Source organism: Sphingopyxis jiangsuensis (genome assembly GCF_016734905.1).
Lineage (GTDB): Bacteria > Pseudomonadota > Alphaproteobacteria > Sphingomonadales > Sphingomonadaceae > Sphingopyxis > Sphingopyxis jiangsuensis.
Map to the genome: position 1 here is coordinate 257,571 of NZ_JAERPO010000003.1, position 19,001 is coordinate 276,571.

Below are 19,001 nucleotides of genomic sequence, written 5' to 3' on the forward strand. Positions count from 1 at the left end.
CTCTGGAGGTTTTGAGGTCATGTCGAAAATTTTACTCGCCGGACTGCTCGCTGCCGGTGCTGCCGGAGCGCTGATCGCGCCCGTCGCGGCGCAGGGCGCCACTCTCGGCCCGGCGGCCGCGCTCTGCAACAGCAACGCCACCGCCGTCCTCGTCGATGTGCGCGGGTTCAAGCAGAATACGGGCACATTGCGCGTCCAGATTTACGGTGCGGACCGCAACTATCTCGAAAAGCGCAAATGGCTCGAACGTGTTGATATTCCGGTATCGAAATCGGGCAATATGCAGGTGTGCGTGCCGGTCAAGGCGCCGGGCAATTATGTCGTGTCGGTCCGCCATGACCTCAACGGCAATGGCAAATCGGACAAGAGCGACGGCGGCGGCCTGTCGGGCAACCCCGACATGAAGCTCACCGACTTCATCTTCAAGCGGAAGCCGAAGCTGGCAGCGGTCAGCTTTGCGGTGGGCGCGACGACCAAGCGTATCCCCGTCACGTTGAATTATATCAACGGGCTCTCTTTCGATCCGGTGGATTAGGGGGGGCGGTGGCCAGCGTCGCGCTACTTTCCAATCCGCGATCGACGGGGAATCGCGCTCTGCTTCCCCGCGTGCGCGAATATTGCGCGGCGCACCCCGACATTTTTCACTATGAGGTCGAGGACGTCGACCAGATCGGCGAGGCGATCCGCACGATTGCGATGGTCAGCCCGCGCGTCGTCGCGATCAACGGCGGCGACGGCACGGTTCAGGCCGCGCTGACCGAGCTTTACTCGGGCGGCCATTTCGGCGGGACGCCGCCGCCGGTCGCAGTGCTGCCCAATGGCAAGACGAACCTGATCGCACTCGACCTCGGTGCCGAGGGCGATCCGATCAAGGCGCTCGAACGCGTTGTCGAGCTGGTCGAAGCCGGCGCGATCGACGATCATGTCATCGAACGCCAGCTCATTGCGCTCGACCGCGGCGGCGGTGGCCGGCCGGTGCTGGGGATGTTCCTCGGCGGCGCCTACCTCGCCGATGTGATGCTCTATTGCCGGCACCGCATCTATCCGCTCGGGCTGCCGAACGGCGTGTCGCATTTCCTTGCCGCGATCCTCGGGCTGTTTGCGATCGTCTTCGGCCTTGGCGGCGGCCGTCTGCCTCCCAAGCCCGAGCCGATGACCGTGTCGCTGGTCCGGCAGGGCGAGTTCAAGGGCAAATTTTCGCTGCTCATTGTCACCACGCTCGAGAAATTGCTGCTGAGCATCCGCACGAGCGAAGCCTATGGCACCAACGGCCATATGAAGCTGCTCGCGACCGAAAGCAGCTTTGGCGCGCTGTTCCGCATGCTGCGCGCGACCTGGCGCGGCACGCTCGGGCAAAAGCCGCTCGATGGCGTGCATTTCCAGCAGGGCGACGAAATCCGTATCGAAGGCGCGCGCTCGAACGTCATCCTCGATGGCGAGATTTTCGAGGCAAAGAATGGCAAGCCGATCATCCTGACTTCGACCCAGCCGGTGCCTTTCCTGCGCCTCGCCGCCTGAGCTATTGTCGGGGCGCCCGTCATGAATTCATTGCCCGAACTGGTCCGCGGCGAACTGTCGCACCCGGTCGACCCGCGCGTAACCGCGATGGCGGCGGCGATTGCGGCCGAATATCCCGGCAGCGCGCGCGCGGTGCTTTTTTATGGAAGCTGCCTGCGCGAAAGCGAACTCGACGGGCTGATGCTCGATTTCTATCTGATCGTGTCCGATTATGGCGACGCCTATGACCGGCGCTGGCTGGCCGCCGCGAACCGGCTGATCCCGCCCAACGTCTTTCCTTTCCAGCATGGCGGGCTGGTCGCGAAATATGCCGTGCTCAGCGAGGCCGACTTCCACCGTCTCAACGGGCCCGAGACGCGCAACGTGTCGGTGTGGGCGCGCTTTGCCCAGCCGTCGCGCATCGTGTGGGCCGTCGACGACACCGCGCGCGACAAAGCCGTTGCGGCAATATCGCGTGCCGCGCCGACCTTGCTGACGGCGGCAGGCCGGGTTGCGAGCGAAGCGCCGCTCGACTGGTGGCGCCGCGCCTTTTCGCTCACCTATTCGGCCGAGCTGCGCGCCGAGCGCCAAGGCCGTGCGCAGTCGGTGGTCGACGCCGATCCCGATCGATACCGCCGCTTCGCCGACGCCGCGATCGCCGCGGTTCCGGCGCGCGCGGCGGGCGGCGGCTGGGCGCGGCGGCGTATCGAGGGCAAGGCGCTCAGCATCGTGCGGCTCGCCAAGGCGGCCTTCACCTATGCGGGCGGGATCGACTATCTCGCATGGAAGATCAACCGGCATGCCGGCACCAAGATCGAGATCAAGCCGTGGCAACGGCGCTGGCCGCTCCTCGCCGCGTTGACGCTCGTTCCGCGCCTGATGCGAAGCGGCGCCATTCGCTGAAGGAAAGAGGGCGGCGTTCAGCTCGCGAGCTGATGGTCCGCAACGCGCCGCTCGCTGGCGCGGCGGATCGCCTGATCGAGTCCGCTCAGCGTGAAGGGTTTGCGCAAGACATCGTGGTCGCCGAAGCTCGCTTCTTCGGCGGCATCGCCCGCAAAACCCGTCAGGAACAGCACCGACAGGTCGGGCCAGCGCTTCTTCAGCCGCGCGACAAGCTCGGGACCGGTCAGTCCGGGCATCAGCACGTCGGTGAGCACGAGGTCGAACCCGCCCTTCTTTTCGACGAGCGCTTCGGCATCGAGCGGATCGGAGCAGGCGACGACCCGGTGGCCCAATTCGTCGACGGCGTCGACCGTCGCGGTAAGGACGCGCGGATCGTCCTCGACGACCAGGATGTCGAGCGGGTTGGACGGCGCGATCGCGGCGACCGGCGCCGTCATCTTGCGTCCCGCATCGGTCGCTTCGCCGCGCTGGGCGACGGGGAGCAGCATCGCAACGCTCGTCCCTTCGCCTTCGGTCGAATGGATTTGCACCTCGCCCCCCGACTGGCGGCAAAAGGCAAAGACCTGGCTCATGCCCAGGCCGGTGCCCTGGCCCGCGGGTTTGGTCGTGTAAAAGGGATCGAACACGCGTTCGAGCACTTCGGGCGACATGCCGCACCCGGTGTCGATGACCTGCACGGCGAGCGCTGCGGCGCCATCGCGCTGGTCGCAGCGCGTGCGGATCGTCAGCGTGCCGTGCCCGTCCATCGCGTCGCGCGCATTGACCGCGAGGTTGAGCAGCGCATTTTCGAACTGCTGCCGGTCGATCCAGCTCGCAAGCTCCCCTGCCTCGAGGTCGAGGGTCAGCGCGATGCGGTCGCCGATCGTCCGCTCGATCAGCTCGGCAAAGCCGGTGATGCACGCGTCGATCTGGGTCATTTCGGGCCGCGCCGATTCCGACCGTGCAAAGGCCAGCAGGCGGCGCGTCAGGTCGGCAGCGCGGTTGGCGCCGTCAAGCGCATTGGCAAGGTGACGCTTCGCCTTGTCGGGCTCGCCCGGAAGCCAGCGCTGCGCAAGCTCGAGCCCGCCGACGACGACCGCGAGCATATTGTTGAAGTCGTGCGCGATGCCCCCGGTGAGCTGGCCGACCGCCTCCATTTTTTGCGCCTGGCGAAGCTGCGCCTCGGCGGCGATACGCTCCGACATTTCATTGCGCAGCGCGCTGTTCGCTTCGGCCAGTTCGACCGTCCGTTCCTCGACCGCGGCTTCGAGCTGCGTCGCACGCTCGGTTTCGGCAAGCTGTTCGCGCCGTGCCAGTCGCCGCTCGCTGATCGCGCGGATGAGCGAGATCGTCGCGCCGATCGCGAGCACCGCCGCCGCCGCGCCGAGCAGCGAGAAGAGCAGGATCGCGCGGTTGAGGTCCGCCCGGTCGGCCGCTGCGCCGCGGATGCGGTCGCGTAGCAGCGTGCGTTCGTTCTCGATGATCTGGGTGAGCAGCTTGTCGATGCGGTTCAGGCCGTCGTCGTGGCCCGCGGCGTGATATTTCGAGATTGCGGCGACGGTCTGGTTATAGTTGGCGCTGAGCGCGGCGTCGCCGAGCTGGGCGCCGCGGCTGTTCAGCTCCGCGGTGAGTTGCTCGACGAGTGCTGCCTGCTGCGGGTTGTCGCGGACATTGCGCTGCAATTGCGTCAATATTTGCCGCGCGCGCGCCCATTGATATTCATAGATGCGCCCGTCTTCCTTCTGCAGCCCCACCGCAAAGCGGCCGAGCGCCGCCTCGGCGCGGCCGAGCGCGGCGTCGACCGAGCGCGTCTGCGAGATGACCTCGAGGCTCTGCGACTGCCAGCCGAGCGAGCGATCATAATTGTCGTTGGCGCGCGACAACAGCATCACGAGCGCGCCGACCGCGCCGATCAGCACCGCGCCCAGCGCAATCGTCAGCCATAAACGGAAACGCTCGCGGCGACCCTCGGCCTCGTTATCCAGATCCCTCTCGAACACACTGAAGGTTTAGCCGAATTTGGACAAAAGGACCAAGCGGCGAAGCGGCCTGCAGCGGCGCGGCGCCTCGATTCGGCGCGAAAAGGAATCCGCTGGTCGGCGTGGGCGCTCGATTCAGCCGATTATGCCGACGCGCTTGCCCGCGCGCTCGAAGCGGCCGAGGATCTCGCCGACCTGTTCGCTCGAATGTTCGGCGCACAGCGAACAGCGCAGCAATGTCATCCCTGCGGGGGTCGCCGGCGGGCGCGCAAGGTTGACGTAAAGCCCTTCCTCCAGCAGCGCTTCCCACATCATCGCGCCGCGTTCCAGGTCGGGCATGATGACGGCGATGATCGCCGATTGCGGCTCGTCGGTGCCGAGCGTGAAGCCCAGATCCTTGAGGCCCTTGTGGAGCGTCTTCGAATTTTCCCACAGATGCGCGCGCTTGTTGCTCCCGTGCATCAGCTTGCGGATGCTCGTCGCCGCGGTCGCGACGACGCTGGGCGGAAGCGAGGCGGTGAACACATAGGGGCGGCAGACGAGCCGCAGGATCTCGAACTTCGGATGGTTCGACACGCAGAAGCCGCCGACCGTGCCGACGCTCTTGCTGAACGTCCCGATGATGAAGTCGACATCGTCGATCACGCCCTGCGCCTCGACGACGCCGCGGCCATTGTCACCGATGAAGCCCATCGAATGCGCTTCGTCGACGAGCACCATCGCGCCATTTTCCTTGGAAACGCGCACCATTTCCTTGAGCGGCGCGACGTCGCCGAGCATCGAATAGACGCCTTCGAGCACGACGAGCTTGCCCGCGTCGGCGGGCAGGCGCTTCAGCCTTTTCTCCAGCGCCTCGACGTCATTGTGGCGGAAGGCGACGATTTCGGCGTCGCCCATCTTGCACCCGTCATAGATCGACGCGTGGCTGTCGATGTCGAGGATGACATAGTCGCCCTTGCCCGCGATCGTCGAAATGATGCCGAGGTTCGCCTGGTAACCGGTCGAAAACACCATGGCGTGATCCATGGCGTAAAATTCCTTGAGCGCGTCCTCGACTTCCCTGTGTCCCCGATAGGTGCCGTTGAGGACGCGGCTGCCGGTCGTGCCGCTGCCGAATTTCTCGAGCGCCTCCTTGCCCGCGGCGATGACATCCTCGTCGAAGGTCATCCCCATATAATTATAGGTGCCGAGCAGGATCGTCTCGCGCCCGTTGCAGATCGCGACGGTGGGCGAGAGCACCTTTTCCATCACCAGGCTGAACGGATCGGTGACGCCGGTCGCAAGCAGCGCCTCGCGCTGCTGGATCAGCGGATCGAATTTCGAGAAGAGGTCGGTCATATCAGTGTTCCATTGCCCGTTCGTGTCGAGCGAAGTCGAGACACCCGTCGGCATGGCGCAATGTCGAGGGGCATCTCGACTTCGCTCGATGCGAACGGGATCGGGGGTTACCCCTTCAGCTTTTCCACCGCGGCGACCAGCTGGCCGACATTCTCGATCTCGGCCTGCTGGTTCATGCTGATGATGATGTCGAAACTGTCTTCGACCTCGGCGACGAAATCCATCACCGTCAGGCTGTCCCATTCGAGGTCGCCGGCAAAGGTCGTCGCGTCGGTCAGTTCGACGCCCTTTTTGTTGAAGGGATCGATCAGCGCGTAGATTTGGTCACGCAGGGCGGTGCTCATAAGGTGCATCCCGTAAAGGAAAGAGGAAAACTGCGCGCGGGCATGCCGCGCCGCGTCCCGATTGGCAAGCGAATGCGGCGGCAATCGGGCAGCATCTTGCCGCAAACGGCGCGGCGTGCCACGCTGGCTCGCCGCCGGCGATGGCGGAGGAGCGCAGCGCAGGAGAGGGAAGGCCTATGGACGACGGGGGCAAGCAACAGAGCGCCGTTTATCCGCCCAATGCCGTGCACCTGCTTCGCACGTCGCAACTGCTGACGATGCAATTGTCGCAGATGGCCGATCAAAAGGCGTCGATCCTGATGGGGGCGACTTTCGTTGTCTTCACATTGGCGGTGGGGCAGGTGCGCACGGGAAGCGGCGCGCTCGCGATCCCGCTGGCGATCCTCGCGACCTTTGCCTTCCTGTCGGCGATGCTCGCCGTATCGGCCGTCCTGCCGCGCATCGGGCGAAAGCCGCCGGCGGCGGCGCCTGCCGGGGTGGATAACAGCAACATCCTGTTCTTCGGACGCTTCGCGCAAATGGCCGAGGAGGAGTTCATCGCTACGGTCAAGTCGCGGCTCCACACCGAGGACGATATTTACGAGATGATGCTGCGCGACACCTATCAGAACGGCGTGATCCTCGCGCAGCGCAAATACCGCTTCCTCGGCTATGCCTATCGCCTGTTCGTCGTCGGGCTGACGATCACCTTCCTCGCCTTTGCGGTCGAGGTGGTGTTGATGTGGACGTGATGCTGCCGGTTTCCTCCCCACGGCTTCGCCGCACCGACGATGCGGGCGCCCTGTTGCCTTTCTGCCACCCTCGTCCAGCAAATATATTGTAACGCATTTCGCGATTGATGCCCCCCGCCGCCGCGCCTATCCGGGCCGGCTATGCTTCATCAGCCCGCCCCCCTGACCGCCGAGGTTCCGCAGCGTTTCAGCACCGAATTTCGCGCGACGCTTGCGCTCGCCGCGCCGCTCGCGGCGGCGAATCTGCTGCAGATGCTCGTCCATGCGATCGACGTGATCTTCGTGGCGCGGCTCGGCGACACCGCGCTCGCCGCCTCGTCGCTCGGCGTGTCGATCTTTGGATTGCTGCTGTGGACGGGCACCGGGCTCGTCGGCGCCGCCGCGCCGCTGATCGCCGCCGAGATCGGCCGCCGCAAACATGCGGTGCGCGAGGTGCGGCGCACGGTGCGGATGGCGCTCTGGCTCAGTCTGCTCGTGTCGATCCTCTTCATGGGTATCTGCGCCGCCGGCGGGCCGATCATGCGCGCGACGGGCCAGCCCGCCGAACTCACCGAGCGCGCGTCGAGCTTCCTCCTCATCCTGATGTGGGCGATGTTCCCGATGATCGCGGCGAGCGTGCTGCGTATCTTCGTCTCGGCGCTCGGCCGTGCGACGATCGCGACCGCGATCACTTTCTTCGCCTTGTTCGTCAACGCGCTCGGCAACTGGACGCTCGTCTTCGGCAATCTCGGCATGCCCGCGCTCGGGCTGCACGGCTCGGCGCTGTCGAGCGTCATCACCAGCGTGCTGATGCTGCTCGCCTATGTCGTCGTGATCCAGTCGGACCGCCGCCTGCGGCGCTATCGCCTGTTCGGCAATTGGTGGCGCAGCGAATGGTCGCGCTTCGTCGAAATGGTGCGGCTCGGCATTCCGATCAGCCTGACGATCCTGGCCGAAGCGGGGCTGTTCACCGGCGCCGCCTTCCTGATGGGTCGCATCGGCGAGGCGCAGCTTGCCGGACACACGATCGCGCTCCAGGTTGCCGCGCTCGCCTTCCAGATCCCCTTCGGCGTCGCGCAGGCGGCGACGATCCGCGTCGGGCTTGCCTATGGCGCGCGCGACCATCGCGGCATCGCGCTTGCGGGGCAGGCGTCGCTCGCGCTCGGCATCGGCTTCATGGGATTCACCGCGCTGTTGATGTGGCTCTTCCCCGGCCTTGTCCTGTCGATCTACGTCGATGTCGACGCGGCGCGCAACGCCGCGCTGGTCGGCTTTGCGATGCAGTTCCTCGTCATCGCCGCCGCCTTCCAGCTTGCCGACGGCGCGCAGGCGGTCGCGGCGGGCGTGCTGCGCGGCCTCCAGGACACGCGCATCCCGATGATCATCGCGGTGTGCGGTTATTGGATCGCGGGCTATGGCGCCGCGATCTACCTCGCCTTCTGGACCCCGCTCGAGGGTGTCGGGGTGTGGATCGGCCTCGCGGTCGGGCTGTTCGTCGTGGCGGCTATGCTGCTTGCACGGTGGCGGATGCGCGCGCGGTTGGGGTTGCTGCCTTCAGCCTAATTTCTGCAAGCGGTCTTCGACCTGTACGAGGAGTGCCTTCAGCCATTCTCGCCCGGCTTTCGGCTTGAATGCCTCAATTGGTATATGTCCCTTTTTCGCGTTGCACGGTTTGCACGCAAGAGCCAGATTCTGAATTGCTTTAGCGCCGGGTCCAGCACGGCCCTCGATATGATCGATAGTGACCGTCTCCTTGGTCAGGGCCTTCTGGCAATAGAAGCACCTGCCGCCGTGCTTGCGTCCCGCCTCCCGCAGTGCCTTCTCCGCGCCCCAAGGTCCGCCTGCTACTCCGCCAACCCAATAGAGCGGCGTCGTCCCATTCAGACGCGCAAAGACAATTGTTTGATAGGGATGCGACTCGAGGCAAGGCCGCGCACCGTTTTCTGGTCGCTCAGTGGTACAGCTTGAAAGATCAGCAAGCGTCTTACCCGTCATAGATTGCGCTCTAGGCGTGAGACTGAAAATTTTCCCTTAACCCGTCTTGACGCTGTCACACCCGCCGCCCATATGCCCGCCTGTTAGCACTCTCTCTTTGCGAGTGCTAAAGTGACATCCATTGCATTTCTGGAGGGACATCCATGCAATTTCGTCCGCTGCACGACCGCGTGCTCGTCCGCCGTATCGAAGCCGAAGAAAAGACGGCTGGCGGCATCATCATCCCCGACACCGCCAAGGAAAAGCCGCAGGAAGGCGAAGTCGTCGCCGTCGGTTCCGGCGCGAAGGCCGAAGACGGCAAGGTCACGCCGCTCGACGTCAAGGCCGGCGACCGCATCCTGTTCGGCAAATGGTCGGGCACCGAAGTCAAGGTCGACGGCGAAGAGCTGTTGATCATGAAGGAATCGGACATTCTGGGCGTCGTCGCCTGAACCGGTTCGGCGTCGCATCGCGGCGCGATTTCAGTGTGAAGTTACGCAGTTTTCTGCCATTTTAAAGGAGCATCCACATGGCTGCCAAGGACGTTAAATTTTCGCGCGACGCGCGCGAACGCATCCTCCGGGGTGTCGACATCCTCGCCGACGCGGTGAAGGTCACGCTCGGCCCCAAGGGCCGCAACGTCGTCATCGACAAGAGCTTCGGCGCGCCGCGCATCACCAAGGACGGCGTCACCGTCGCCAAGGAAATCGAACTCAAGGACAAGTTCGAGAATATGGGCGCGCAGATGGTGCGCGAAGTCGCATCGAAGACCAACGACCTCGCCGGCGACGGCACGACCACCGCGACCGTTCTGGCGCAGGCGATCGTCCGCGAAGGCATGAAGTCGGTTGCCGCCGGCATGAACCCGATGGACCTCAAGCGCGGCATCGACCTTGCGACCACCAAGGTCGTTGAAACGATCAAGGCGCAGTCGAAGGCGGTTTCGGGCTCGGCCGAAATCGCGCAGGTCGGCATCATCTCGGCGAACGGCGACAAGGAAGTCGGCGAAAAGATCGCAGAGGCGATGGAAAAGGTCGGCAAGGAAGGCGTCATCACCGTCGAGGAAGCCAAGGGCCTCGATTTCGAGCTCGACGTCGTCGAAGGCATGCAGTTCGACCGCGGCTACCTCAGCCCCTATTTCATCACCAACCCCGAAAAGATGCTCGTCGAGCTGTCGGACCCCTATATCCTCATCTTCGAAAAGAAGCTGTCGAACCTCCAGTCGATGCTTCCGATCCTCGAAGCCGTGGTGCAGTCGGGCCGTCCGCTCCTCATCATCGCCGAGGACATCGAGGGCGAAGCGCTCGCAACGCTCGTCGTCAACCGCCTGCGCGGCGGCCTCAAGGTCGCAGCGGTCAAGGCGCCGGGCTTCGGCGATCGCCGCAAGGCGATGCTGCAGGACATCGCGATCCTGACCAAGGGCGAGATGATCAGCGAAGACCTGGGCATCAAGCTCGAAAGCGTCACGCTCGGCATGCTCGGCCAGGCCAAGCGCGTCACCATCGACAAGGACAACACGACCATCGTCGACGGTGCCGGCGATGCCGACGCGATCAAGGGCCGCGTCGAACAGATCCGCGCGCAGATCGAAACCACGACCAGCGACTATGACCGCGAAAAGCTGCAGGAACGTCTTGCCAAGCTCGCGGGCGGCGTTGCCGTGATCAAGGTCGGCGGCGCTTCGGAAGTCGAGGTGAAGGAACGCAAGGACCGCGTCGACGACGCGCTCCACGCGACCCGCGCCGCGGTCGAGGAAGGCATCGTCCCCGGCGGCGGTACCGCGCTCCTCTATGCGACCAAGGCGCTCGACGGCCTGCAGGGCGAAAATGAAGACCAGACCCGCGGTGTCGACATCATCCGTCGCGCGCTGCAGGCTCCGGTCCGCCAGATCGCCGAGAACGCCGGCTTCGACGGCGCGGTCGTCGCGGGCAAGCTGTTCGACCAGAGCGACAGCAACCAGGGCTTCAACGCTGCGACCGACACCTATGAGGATCTGGTCAAGGCCGGCGTGATCGACCCGACCAAGGTCGTCCGCACCGCGCTTCAGGACGCTGCCTCGGTCGCGGGCCTGCTCATCACCACCGAAGCGGCGGTGAGCGAGCTTCCCGACGACAAGCCGGCGATGCCGATGGGCGGCGGCGGCATGGGCGGCATGGGCGGCATGGACTTCTGACGACCCCCACAGGTCGTCGCCCCCGCGAAGGCGGGGGTCACATGCCGACTTGCCGAACGGCCAAGTCGAAAATCGGGCCGGGGGAGCAATCCTCCGGCCCTTTTTCGTCGGCGGTGCGGGGGAGGGACATTGCCAGTTCATCGGCGCGCGCATAGCTAGGGCGCGATGAACCTGTTTCTCGGCCTATTACTGCTTGTCGCCGCGCAACCTGCCGGGGCCGTCGCGCCCGCGCCGGTCGAACGCTGTGGCTATCGCATCGTGCAAAGCTATCCGCATGACAGCGCCTCCTTTACGCAGGGCCTCTTCTGGGACGGCGGGCATCTTTATGAAGGGACCGGCCAATATGGCCGCTCGCGGATCGCGCGCATCGACCTTGCGACCGGCAAGGCGCTGAAGGAAGCGCATCTTCCCGCCGACCATTTCGGCGAGGGCATCGTGCGCTGGCGCGACCAGATCATCGGCGTGACCTGGCAAAATGGCGTCGGCCACCGCTGGCGGTTCAAGGATTTCAAGCCGGTCGGCACCTTCACCTACGCGGGCGAAGGATGGGGGCTGACCCTCCACGGCGACAGCCTTGTCCTCAGCGACGGGACGCCGGTGCTCCGCTTTCTCGACCCCGCGACGATGACCGAGCGGCGGCGCGTCACGGTTCAATTCCAGGGCAAGCCCGTCCCGATGCTCAACGAACTCGAAACGATCGACGGCCAGATCTGGGCCAATGTCTGGATGACCGATTTCATCGTCCGCATCGACCCCGCCAGCGGCGATATCGTGTCGGTCGTCGACCTGTCGGGACTCAAGGCCGACGCGGGAGTCACGGGCAGCGACCGCGTCCTCAACGGGATTGCATGGGACGCGGACAAACGCCGCCTGTTCGTGACCGGCAAATATTGGCCAAAGCTTTACGAAATTGCGCTCGCGGACTGCCGTTAGTCGGCTCCGGCGCCCGCTTCGGCCTTCGCCTCCGCCTGCTCCTGTCCGGCTACGGGTGGCGCGTCGCGGCTTTCGAGCATTTCGGCGGCAGCGTCGAGCGCCTTGGCCTCGCTGACGGTCACGCCGCCGGGACCGGGTTCGTTTTCGGTGCGGCTGCATCCTGTCGTCGCAAGAACGGCCAGCGCCAGCAGTCCGAACATCCTCATCGTCTGGCTCCAAAGAAAAAGGGCTCCATTCGCGAAGAATGGAGCCCCTTGTCGTAACACCAAAGGCGCGACGCTTACTGCGCGTCGTTGGCTTTGGCTGCTTCGGTTTCGGCTTCGATCTTGTCGCCAGCCGCCGCAGCAGCGTCGCCCGCAGCGTTGACGGTGCCTTCGACGGCGTTGCCCGCATCGGCAGCGGCATCGGCGGTCGCGTCGGCAGCATCGGCAGCGCCTTCGGCCATCGCGTCGCCGGTGGCTTCGACGTCATCGGCCATGGCCGCGCCGGCTTCCGACGTTTCGTCCTGAGCCTTTTCCGAGCAAGCAGCGAGGCTGAAGGCCGCGGCGGCCATCGAGGCGATTACGAATTTGCGCATGAAAATTCCTTTCAACTTCCCCCGTGACCCGAACCGGCCACGCTGTGCGAAGGCTTAACCCCCGATGAAGCGATTGGCAACCGGCTAGGGCAGGCCTGCGTCTTGGCGGTTGAATTTCAAAGAAAAAGGGGCTGCCGGTCGCGCCGACAACCCCTTGTTCGAACCGGTATGGAAACCGGAAAGAAGCTTACTTCGTGGCTTCTTCCATCGCGCCCTTGGCGGCCGCGGTTGCTTCCTTGGCAGCATCGGCAGCTTCGGTCGCCTTGTCGGCGGCTGCGCTCGCTGCGTCGGCGGCTTCGCCCGCGGCAGCCGCGGTTGCATCGGCGGCTTCGGCCGTCGCGTCCGCAGCACCTTCGGCCGCTTCCATCGCGCCGTCAGCAGCACCTTCGACCGTTGCAGCCGCGTCGTCGGCGGTGGCAGCCGCGTCGTCGGCGGTCTTTTCGGCGCAAGCCGCGAGGCCGAGCGAAGCCGCGGCAACGAGCGACAGAGTGATCGACTTTTTCATGTGGGAAACCCCTCTCGATTGAACTTCCGACCGGCACGCGATCGCCTTGCGACCGCTGAAATGCCAATCGCGCTCAGGGGTACAGGCTCGCCAAATGGCGCGCAACGTACTTTTTGGGAACAATCGGCGTGCGTCGTCGCAAATTGACATTGCGGGTGTCAAAGGTGGGAGAATTTGCGGCGATGTCATCGGTTGACCAGATATAAAGAAAACTTTATATGTAGCCTCGTGACCGATTTGCTCGACATTTTTCGCGCGCTTGCCGACCCGACGCGGCTGCGAATCGTGGCGCTGCTGCGCGAGATGGAGCTTGCCATCGGCGAACTGGCGGTGGTTCTCGATCAGAGCCAACCGCGGGTGTCGCGGCACGTGCGGATTTTGGTCGATGCCGGGATGATCGAACGCCGACGCGAGGGTAGCTGGGTTTTCCTGCGGATCGTCGAGGACGGCGCGATCGGAGAGGCGATCGCCCGCGCGGAGAATTGGCCCTATTCGGCGCGCGAGGCGCGCGTCATCGCGCACGATGCACGGCGCCTCGCCGCCGTCCGGACCGAGCGGGCCGCCGCCGCCGAACGTTATTTTGCCGACCATGCCGCTGAATGGGACGCGATCCGTTCGCGCCATGTGGCCGAGAGCGAGGTCGAAGCGGCAATGCTCGCGATGATGCACAACCGGCGGCTCGGCCATATGCTCGACGTCGGCACCGGAACGGGCCGGATGGCGGAAATTTTCGCGCCGACCGTGCGACGGATCACCGCGCTCGACCGCAGCCCCGAAATGCTGCGCCTTGCCCGCGCCAAACTTGCCGACCAGTCGATTCCGATCGACCTCGTCCAGGGCGATTTCCTGAACCTGCCGATGGCCGACACCAGTATCGACAGTGTCGTGATGCACCAGTCGCTTCACTTCGCGCACGAACCCGATCGGGTGATTGCGGAAGCGGCGCGCGTCCTGCGCGGCGGCGGGCATTTGCTCATCGTCGATTTCGCCCCGCACGAGCAGGAGGATCTGCGCACGCTGGCGGCGCACGCGCGGCTCGGTTTTTCCGACGGCCAGATCCGCGGCTGGTTCGCATCAGCCGGACTGGTGCTCGAATCGACCCAGACGCTCGAGGGTGGATCGCTGGCGGTCAAGCTATGGCTCGGCCGACGGCGGAGCGACGAAGAACAAGATCCCGCCACCGAAGGCGGCCAGACCAAAAGGCTTGCGGCATGACGACCAATTTGAATTCGCTTTCGGAGGCGCGCCGTGCCGCAGCCTCGCCCCTGTTCGCCAATCTCGACGGCGACATCGGCGTCAGTTTCGAATTTTTTCCGCCGAAGAGCGAGAGGATGGAGGCGCAGCTTTGGGATACGTTCCACACGCTCGAGCCGCTCGCTCCGCGCTTCGTTTCGGTGACCTATGGCGCGGGCGGATCGACGCGCGAGCGCACGCACGCGACCGTCGCGCGCATCGCCCGCGAAAGCAGTGTCCCGCCGGCTGCGCATCTCACCTGCGTCGAAGCGTCGCGCGCGGAGATCGACGAGGTGGCGCACGCCTATTGGGATGCGGGGGTGCGCCATATCGTCGCGCTGCGCGGCGATGTTCCGGGCGGCGGTGCCTATCGCGCGCACCCGCAAGGCTATGGCAATGCCATCGAACTGGTTGCAGGGCTGAAAGCGGTGGCGCCGTTCGACATCTCGGTCGCGGCCTACCCCGAAGTCCATCCCGACGCCGATTGTCCGCAGGCCGACCTCGACAATCTGAAGCGCAAGCTCGATGCGGGGGCAACGCGGGCGATCACGCAATTCTTCTTCTCGCCCGACGCCTTTCTGCGTTTCCGCGACGCGGCGGCGGCGGCGGGGATCGACGCGCCGATCGTGCCCGGTATCCTGCCGGTGTCGAACGTGTCGCAGACGCGGCGCATGGCCGATATGTGCGGCACTGCGATCCCCGCGTGGATGGCGGGGCTGTTCGAAGGGCTGGACGATCACCCCGCCGCGCGTCAGCTCGTCGCGGCGACGATCGCCGCCGAAATGTGCCGCCGCCTCTATGCGGGGGGCGTGCGCGATTTCCATTTCTACACGCTCAACCGAGCGGAGCTTAGCTACGCCATCTGTCATTTGCTCGGGCTGCGTCCCAGGACCGCCCCCGCGTCGGAGAAAGCCGCATGACCGCACCATCGACCGAAAGCGCGCGCGACGCGCTGATCGCCGCAGCCAGCGAACGCATCCTGCTCACCGATGGCGGCTGGGGCACGCAGATACAGGAACGCAAGCTGGGTGAGGCCGACTATGCCGGCAACCTCGGCCTGACGCACGATCAGAAGGGCAACAACGACATCCTTGCGCTGACGCGGCAGGACGTCGTGACCGCGATCGGTGAAGCCTATCTGGCGGCAGGGTCGGACATCGTTTCGACCAACACCTTCAGCGCAAACCGGATCAGCCAGGCCGATTACGGCGCTGAAGCGCTCGTCGCCGACATCAATCATGAAAGCGCGCGGCTGGGTCGCGAAGCCGCCGACAAATATCAGGCTTTGGACGGCCGCCGCCGTTTTGTCGCGGGTGCCGTGGGTCCGACGAACAAGACATTGTCGCTGTCGCCCGACGTCAATAATCCCGGCTTTCGCGAGATCGACTTCGACGAATTGAAGGATGTCTATCGCGAGCAGGTCGTCGCGCTTGCCGAAGGCGGCGCCGATTTCATCCTGATCGAGACGATTTTCGATACGCTCAACGCCAAGGCGGGGATCGCCGCGACGCTCGAGGCCGAAGCATCGGTCGGGCGCGAGCTGCCGCTGATGATTTCGATGACCCTGACCGACCTGTCGGGGCGCAACCTGTCGGGGCACACGGTCGAAGCCTTCTGGTATGCGGTGCGTCACGCAAAGCCGCTGACGATCGGGCTCAACTGTTCGTTCGGCGCGGCGCAGCTTCGCCCGCATGTGAAGGTATTGTCCGAGCTCGCCGACGCGTTGGTGATGGTTTATCCGAACGCGGGGCTTCCGAACGAACTTGGCGAATATGACGAGATGCCGGAAACGACGGCCGAGCTGGTTCGCGAATGGGCCGCGCATGGGCAGGTCAATATATTGGGCGGCTGCTGCGGCTCGACGCCCGCGCATATCGCGGCGATGGCGCAGGCGATCGAAGGATTGGCGCCGCGGCACATTCCCGAAGTGCCGGTGCGGACGCGGCTGGCGGGGCTAGAGCCATTCACGATGGCGGCTTGATTTAGCCCCTCCCCTTCAGGGGAGGGGTAGTGAGACTTGGTCCGGCGTCCAGCCGGGCCTTTAGTCGAGCGGGGTGGGGCCATCGGCCTTGCGCAACCTCGACAGCCCCCACCCCAACCCCTCCCCTGAAGGGGAGGGGCCTTAGAATGAAGACAATGACCGAAACCAACGCCTCCTCAACCTTCGTCAATATCGGCGAACGTACCAACGTTACGGGCTCCGCAGCCTTCAAGCGGCTGATCCTCGCCGACGACTACGCCGCTGCGGTCGAGGTCGCGCGCCAGCAGGTCGAGAATGGCGCGCAGGTCATCGACGTCAACATGGACGAGGGACTGCTCGACGCCGTCCATGCGATGACGACCTTTCTGAAGCTCATTGCCGCCGAACCCGACATCGCGCGGGTGCCGGTGATGATCGACAGCTCGAAATGGGAGGTGATCGAGGCGGGGCTCAAATGCGTTCCCGGCAAGCCGATCGTCAATTCGATCAGCATGAAGGAAGGCGAGGAACAGTTCCTCGAGCATGCCCGCAAATGCATGGCCTATGGTGCTGCGGTCGTCGTCATGGCGTTCGACGAGGTCGGGCAGGCCGACACGAAGGAGCGCAAGATCGAGATCTGCGAGCGCGCCTACAAGCTGCTCATGACCATCGACTTTCCGCCCGAGGACATCATCTTCGACCCCAATGTCTTCGCCGTCGCGACGGGGATTGAGGAGCATGATAATTATGCGGTCGACTTCATCGAGGCGGTGAAGGAAATCCGCGTCCGCTGCCCGCACGCGCATTTTTCGGGCGGACTTTCGAACCTGTCGTTCAGCTTTCGCGGCAACGAGACGGTGCGCCGCGCGATGCACAGCGTGTTCCTCTATTATGCGATCCCGGCGGGGCTCGACATGGCGATCGTCAATGCCGGGCAGCTCGACGTCTATGACACGATCGATCCCGAGCTGCGCGCGGCGTGCGAGGACGTCATCCTTAATCGCAAGGTCGAGGGCGAGGCCGAAAGCCCGACCGAGCGGCTGATCGCGCTCGCCGAACGCTACAAGGGCAAGGATGCGGCGCAGGAAAAGGCGGCCGAGGAATGGCGCGGCTGGGAGGTGCGCAAGCGGCTCGAACATGCGCTGGTCAAGGGCATCGACGCGCATATCGTTTCGGATACCGAGGAAATGCGCATCCAGATGGACCGCCCGATCGAGGTGATCGAAGGGCCGCTGATGGACGGAATGAACGTCGTCGGCGACCTGTTCGGATCGGGCAAGATGTTCCTGCCGCAGGTCGTCAAATCGGCGCGCGTGATGAAAAAGGCGGTAGCGCACCTGCTGCCTTTCATCGAGGCTTCCAAGGAGCCGGGCGCGAAGGGCAAGGGCAAGGTCGTGATGGCGACCGTGAAGGGCGACGTTCACGACATCGGCAAGAATATCGTCGGCGTCGTGCTTCAGTGCAACGGGTTCGAGATCGTCGACCTCGGCGTCATGGTGCCGTGGAGCAAGATCCTGGAAGCCGCGAACGAGAATGACGCCGACATGATCGGCCTCAGCGGCCTGATCACCCCCTCGCTCGACGAGATGGTGACGGTGGCCGAGGAAATGCAGCGGGCAGGGATGACGATGCCGCTGCTGATTGGCGGCGCGACGACATCGAAGGTCCATACGGCGCTGCGTATCGATCCCGCCTATCAGGGCCCGGTGCTCCACGTCCTCGATGCCAGCCGCGCGGTCGGGGTGGCGACCGCGCTGGTCAGCGACACGGGGCGCGACGCCTATGTTCGGGGTTACAAGGACGATTATGCCCACATCCGCGATGTGCGCGCGGGCAAGGGGCAGAGCGTCCTCCACACGCTGGAGGAAGCGCGCGCCAATTATTACGACGCCTATTTGAGCGATAAGCCGGCCCCCCCGCTGCAACCGGGCTTGCACCGCTTCGACGACTGGTCGCTCGAAGAGCTGCGCGACTATATCGACTGGACGCCCTTCTTTCGGGCGTGGGAGCTCCATGGCACCTGGCCGTCGATCATGGACGACGAGGTGGTCGGCGAAACCGCGCAGGCGCTCAAGGCCGATGCCGATGCGATGCTCGACCGCATCATCGGCGAAAAATGGCTGACCGCCCGCGGCGTCTGCGCCTTCTGGCCGTGCGCGCGGCACGGCGACGATGTTATCATCCACCTCACCGAGGAGGAGCGCCACGTGACGCTCCCCTTCCTGCGGCAGCAGGTCAAGAAAAGCCGCGACCGCGCAAATATGTGCCTTGCCGATTTCATCGACCCGGCGGGCGACTGGATCGGCGGCTTCGCGGTCGGCATCCACGGTATCGAGCCGCATTCGGAACGCTTCCGCGCCGACAAGGACGATTATTCGGACATTTTGCTCAAGGCGCTCGCCGACCGTTTCGCCGAGGCGTTCGCCGAGCGGCTGCATCAGCATGTCCGCACGACGCTCTGGGGCTATGCGCCGGGCGAGCAACTGACCAACGAGGCGCTGATCAAGGAAGAATATCGCGGCATCCGTCCGGCGCCGGGCTATCCGGCCTGCCCCGACCATAGCCTGAAGCCGATCCTGTTCGACTTGCTCGCGGCCGGGGAGAATGCGGGGCTGGTGCTGACCGAAAGCTTTGCGATGCTGCCGACTGCGGCGGTGAGCGGCTTTTATTTCGGCCACCCCGAAAGCCAGTATTTCGGCGTTGCGCGGATCGGCAGCGACCAGCTCGAGGATTATGCGCAGCGGCGCGGCGTCGACCTGGAAACCGCGACGCGTTGGTTGCGGCCCAATCTCGATTGATACGTCGTCCCCGCTTTCGCAGGGGCGACGGTTATTAATCGGCGCATCTACGCCTGTCCGAAACCGAGACAGGCGCGCGGTTAACCAGCCTTGCACAC

General features: G+C 64.8%; 19 protein-coding genes. 12 read left to right on the plus strand and 7 right to left on the minus strand.

Translation table 11 applies throughout. The annotated features are described in order from the left end of the window. The first annotated feature begins 19 nt into the window (after nucleotides 1-19). Genes JI743_RS14285 through JI743_RS14295 form a run of 3 tightly spaced genes read left to right on the plus strand, consistent with a single transcriptional unit; the run spans nucleotide 20 to nucleotide 2,400 of the window. A complete protein-coding gene (locus JI743_RS14285; RefSeq protein ID WP_201929011.1) occupies nucleotides 20-535 on the plus strand; it encodes a DUF2141 domain-containing protein in 516 nt (171 codons plus the stop codon). Between the two features lie 8 nt (nucleotides 536-543). Beyond that, nucleotides 544-1,518, plus strand: a complete 975-nt coding sequence (locus JI743_RS14290) for a diacylglycerol/lipid kinase family protein (protein WP_201929012.1) — start codon at nucleotides 544-546, stop codon at nucleotides 1,516-1,518. A 21-nt stretch (nucleotides 1,519-1,539) separates the two neighbouring features. Beyond that, a complete protein-coding gene (locus tag JI743_RS14295; RefSeq protein ID WP_201929013.1) occupies nucleotides 1,540-2,400 on the plus strand; it encodes a hypothetical protein in 861 nt (286 codons plus the stop codon). Nucleotides 2,401-2,417: 17 nt separating this feature from the next. Here JI743_RS14295 and JI743_RS14300 read toward each other — a convergent pair whose 3' ends face one another. The 3 genes from JI743_RS14300 to JI743_RS14310 form a co-directional block, all read right to left on the minus strand. After that, nucleotides 2,418-4,379, minus strand: coding sequence for an ATP-binding protein (locus JI743_RS14300; protein ID WP_201929014.1), 1,962 nt, complete (start codon nucleotides 4,377-4,379; stop codon nucleotides 2,418-2,420). Between the two features lie 114 nt (nucleotides 4,380-4,493). After that, nucleotides 4,494-5,696, minus strand: coding sequence for a serine palmitoyltransferase (spt, locus tag JI743_RS14305; RefSeq protein ID WP_201929015.1), 1,203 nt, complete (start codon nucleotides 5,694-5,696; stop codon nucleotides 4,494-4,496). Between the two features lie 107 nt (nucleotides 5,697-5,803). After that, complete coding sequence (locus JI743_RS14310) at nucleotides 5,804-6,040, minus strand: acyl carrier protein (protein ID WP_201929016.1); 237 nt, start codon at nucleotides 6,038-6,040, stop codon at nucleotides 5,804-5,806. 176 nt (nucleotides 6,041-6,216) lie between these two features. On the opposite strand from JI743_RS14310, the gene JI743_RS14315 reads away from it, so the two are divergent. Together JI743_RS14315 and JI743_RS14320 are read left to right on the plus strand one after the other, a co-directional pair. After that, nucleotides 6,217-6,771, plus strand: coding sequence for a Pycsar system effector family protein (locus JI743_RS14315; protein ID WP_201929017.1), 555 nt, complete (start codon nucleotides 6,217-6,219; stop codon nucleotides 6,769-6,771). A gap of 141 nt (nucleotides 6,772-6,912) precedes the next feature. Next, entirely contained in the window at nucleotides 6,913-8,313 is a 1,401-nt protein-coding gene (locus JI743_RS14320; RefSeq protein ID WP_201929018.1) for an MATE family efflux transporter, read from the plus strand. Here the strand turns inward: JI743_RS14320 and JI743_RS14325 are convergent. Next, complete coding sequence (locus JI743_RS14325) at nucleotides 8,305-8,745, minus strand: HNH endonuclease (protein ID WP_201929019.1); 441 nt, start codon at nucleotides 8,743-8,745, stop codon at nucleotides 8,305-8,307. The two genes, JI743_RS14320 and JI743_RS14325, sit on opposite strands and share 9 nt — an antisense overlap. A gap of 143 nt (nucleotides 8,746-8,888) precedes the next feature. Here JI743_RS14325 and groES point away from each other — a divergent pair, with 143 nt between their 5' ends. The 3 genes from groES to JI743_RS14340 all read left to right on the plus strand — a co-directional run bounded on the left by groES (nucleotide 8,889) and on the right by JI743_RS14340 (nucleotide 11,830). Further along, a complete protein-coding gene (gene groES / locus JI743_RS14330; RefSeq protein ID WP_201929020.1) occupies nucleotides 8,889-9,176 on the plus strand; it encodes a co-chaperone GroES in 288 nt (95 codons plus the stop codon). 77 nt (nucleotides 9,177-9,253) lie between these two features. Further along, a complete protein-coding gene (gene groL, locus JI743_RS14335) occupies nucleotides 9,254-10,897 on the plus strand; it encodes a chaperonin GroEL (protein ID WP_201929021.1) in 1,644 nt (547 codons plus the stop codon). Between the two features lie 165 nt (nucleotides 10,898-11,062). Further along, nucleotides 11,063-11,830: a glutaminyl-peptide cyclotransferase gene (locus tag JI743_RS14340; RefSeq protein ID WP_201929022.1), complete on the plus strand. Its 768-nt coding sequence runs from the start codon at nucleotides 11,063-11,065 to the stop codon at nucleotides 11,828-11,830. Here the strand turns inward: JI743_RS14340 and JI743_RS14345 are convergent. The 3 genes from JI743_RS14345 to JI743_RS14355 form a co-directional block, all read right to left on the minus strand. After that, nucleotides 11,827-12,036 carry a hypothetical protein gene (locus tag JI743_RS14345; RefSeq protein ID WP_201929023.1) on the minus strand — a complete coding sequence of 70 codons (210 nt, stop codon included), beginning with the start codon at nucleotides 12,034-12,036 and terminating at the stop codon, nucleotides 11,827-11,829. The two genes, JI743_RS14340 and JI743_RS14345, sit on opposite strands and share 4 nt — an antisense overlap. A gap of 74 nt (nucleotides 12,037-12,110) precedes the next feature. Next, the gene (locus JI743_RS14350) at nucleotides 12,111-12,407 is read right to left on the minus strand and encodes an entericidin EcnAB (RefSeq protein WP_201929024.1); all 297 of its coding nucleotides are present in this window, start codon (nucleotides 12,405-12,407) and stop codon (nucleotides 12,111-12,113) included. A 187-nt stretch (nucleotides 12,408-12,594) separates the two neighbouring features. After that, complete coding sequence (locus tag JI743_RS14355; protein ID WP_201929026.1) at nucleotides 12,595-12,912, minus strand: hypothetical protein; 318 nt, start codon at nucleotides 12,910-12,912, stop codon at nucleotides 12,595-12,597. Between the two features lie 228 nt (nucleotides 12,913-13,140). On the opposite strand from JI743_RS14355, the gene JI743_RS14360 reads away from it, so the two are divergent. From JI743_RS14360 to metH, 4 genes are all read left to right on the plus strand, one after another. Next, nucleotides 13,141-14,127 carry an ArsR/SmtB family transcription factor gene (locus JI743_RS14360; RefSeq protein ID WP_201929034.1) on the plus strand — a complete coding sequence of 329 codons (987 nt, stop codon included), beginning with the start codon at nucleotides 13,141-13,143 and terminating at the stop codon, nucleotides 14,125-14,127. Next, nucleotides 14,124-15,065, plus strand: coding sequence for a methylenetetrahydrofolate reductase (gene metF / locus JI743_RS14365; protein WP_201929043.1), 942 nt, complete (start codon nucleotides 14,124-14,126; stop codon nucleotides 15,063-15,065). Before JI743_RS14360 ends, metF begins: the two co-directional genes overlap by 4 nt. After that, on the plus strand, nucleotides 15,062-16,126 hold the full coding sequence (locus JI743_RS14370) for a homocysteine S-methyltransferase family protein (protein WP_201929051.1): 1,065 nt from the start codon (nucleotides 15,062-15,064) through the stop codon (nucleotides 16,124-16,126). The genes metF and JI743_RS14370 overlap by 4 nt, the downstream gene beginning before the upstream one ends. A gap of 155 nt (nucleotides 16,127-16,281) precedes the next feature. Then, nucleotides 16,282-18,903: a methionine synthase gene (gene metH, locus JI743_RS14375; protein ID WP_201929135.1), complete on the plus strand. Its 2,622-nt coding sequence runs from the start codon at nucleotides 16,282-16,284 to the stop codon at nucleotides 18,901-18,903. Nucleotides 18,904-19,001 lie beyond the last annotated feature (98 nt).

Bases quoted from the DNA above. Each gene is read 5' to 3' on its own strand.
- JI743_RS14285 (WP_201929011.1), top strand. From the start codon at position 20: ATGTCGAAAATTTTACTCGCCGGACTGCTCGCTGCCGGTGCTGCCGGA.
- JI743_RS14295 (WP_201929013.1), top strand. From the start codon at position 1,540: ATGAATTCATTGCCCGAACTGGTCCGCGGCGAACTGTCGCACCCGGTC.
- spt (WP_201929015.1), bottom strand. From the start codon at position 5,696: ATGACCGACCTCTTCTCGAAATTCGATCCGCTGATCCAGCAGCGCGAG.
- JI743_RS14310 (WP_201929016.1), bottom strand. From the start codon at position 6,040: ATGAGCACCGCCCTGCGTGACCAAATCTACGCGCTGATCGATCCCTTC.
- JI743_RS14315 (WP_201929017.1), top strand. From the start codon at position 6,217: ATGGACGACGGGGGCAAGCAACAGAGCGCCGTTTATCCGCCCAATGCC.
- JI743_RS14320 (WP_201929018.1), top strand. From the start codon at position 6,913: ATGCTTCATCAGCCCGCCCCCCTGACCGCCGAGGTTCCGCAGCGTTTC.
- JI743_RS14325 (WP_201929019.1), bottom strand. From the start codon at position 8,745: ATGACGGGTAAGACGCTTGCTGATCTTTCAAGCTGTACCACTGAGCGA.
- groES (WP_201929020.1), top strand. From the start codon at position 8,889: ATGCAATTTCGTCCGCTGCACGACCGCGTGCTCGTCCGCCGTATCGAA.
- groL (WP_201929021.1), top strand. From the start codon at position 9,254: ATGGCTGCCAAGGACGTTAAATTTTCGCGCGACGCGCGCGAACGCATC.
- JI743_RS14340 (WP_201929022.1), top strand. From the start codon at position 11,063: ATGAACCTGTTTCTCGGCCTATTACTGCTTGTCGCCGCGCAACCTGCC.
- JI743_RS14345 (WP_201929023.1), bottom strand. From the start codon at position 12,036: ATGAGGATGTTCGGACTGCTGGCGCTGGCCGTTCTTGCGACGACAGGA.
- JI743_RS14350 (WP_201929024.1), bottom strand. From the start codon at position 12,407: ATGCGCAAATTCGTAATCGCCTCGATGGCCGCCGCGGCCTTCAGCCTC.
- JI743_RS14355 (WP_201929026.1), bottom strand. From the start codon at position 12,912: ATGAAAAAGTCGATCACTCTGTCGCTCGTTGCCGCGGCTTCGCTCGGC.
- metF (WP_201929043.1), top strand. From the start codon at position 14,124: ATGACGACCAATTTGAATTCGCTTTCGGAGGCGCGCCGTGCCGCAGCC.
- JI743_RS14370 (WP_201929051.1), top strand. From the start codon at position 15,062: ATGACCGCACCATCGACCGAAAGCGCGCGCGACGCGCTGATCGCCGCA.
- metH (WP_201929135.1), top strand. From the start codon at position 16,282: ATGACCGAAACCAACGCCTCCTCAACCTTCGTCAATATCGGCGAACGT.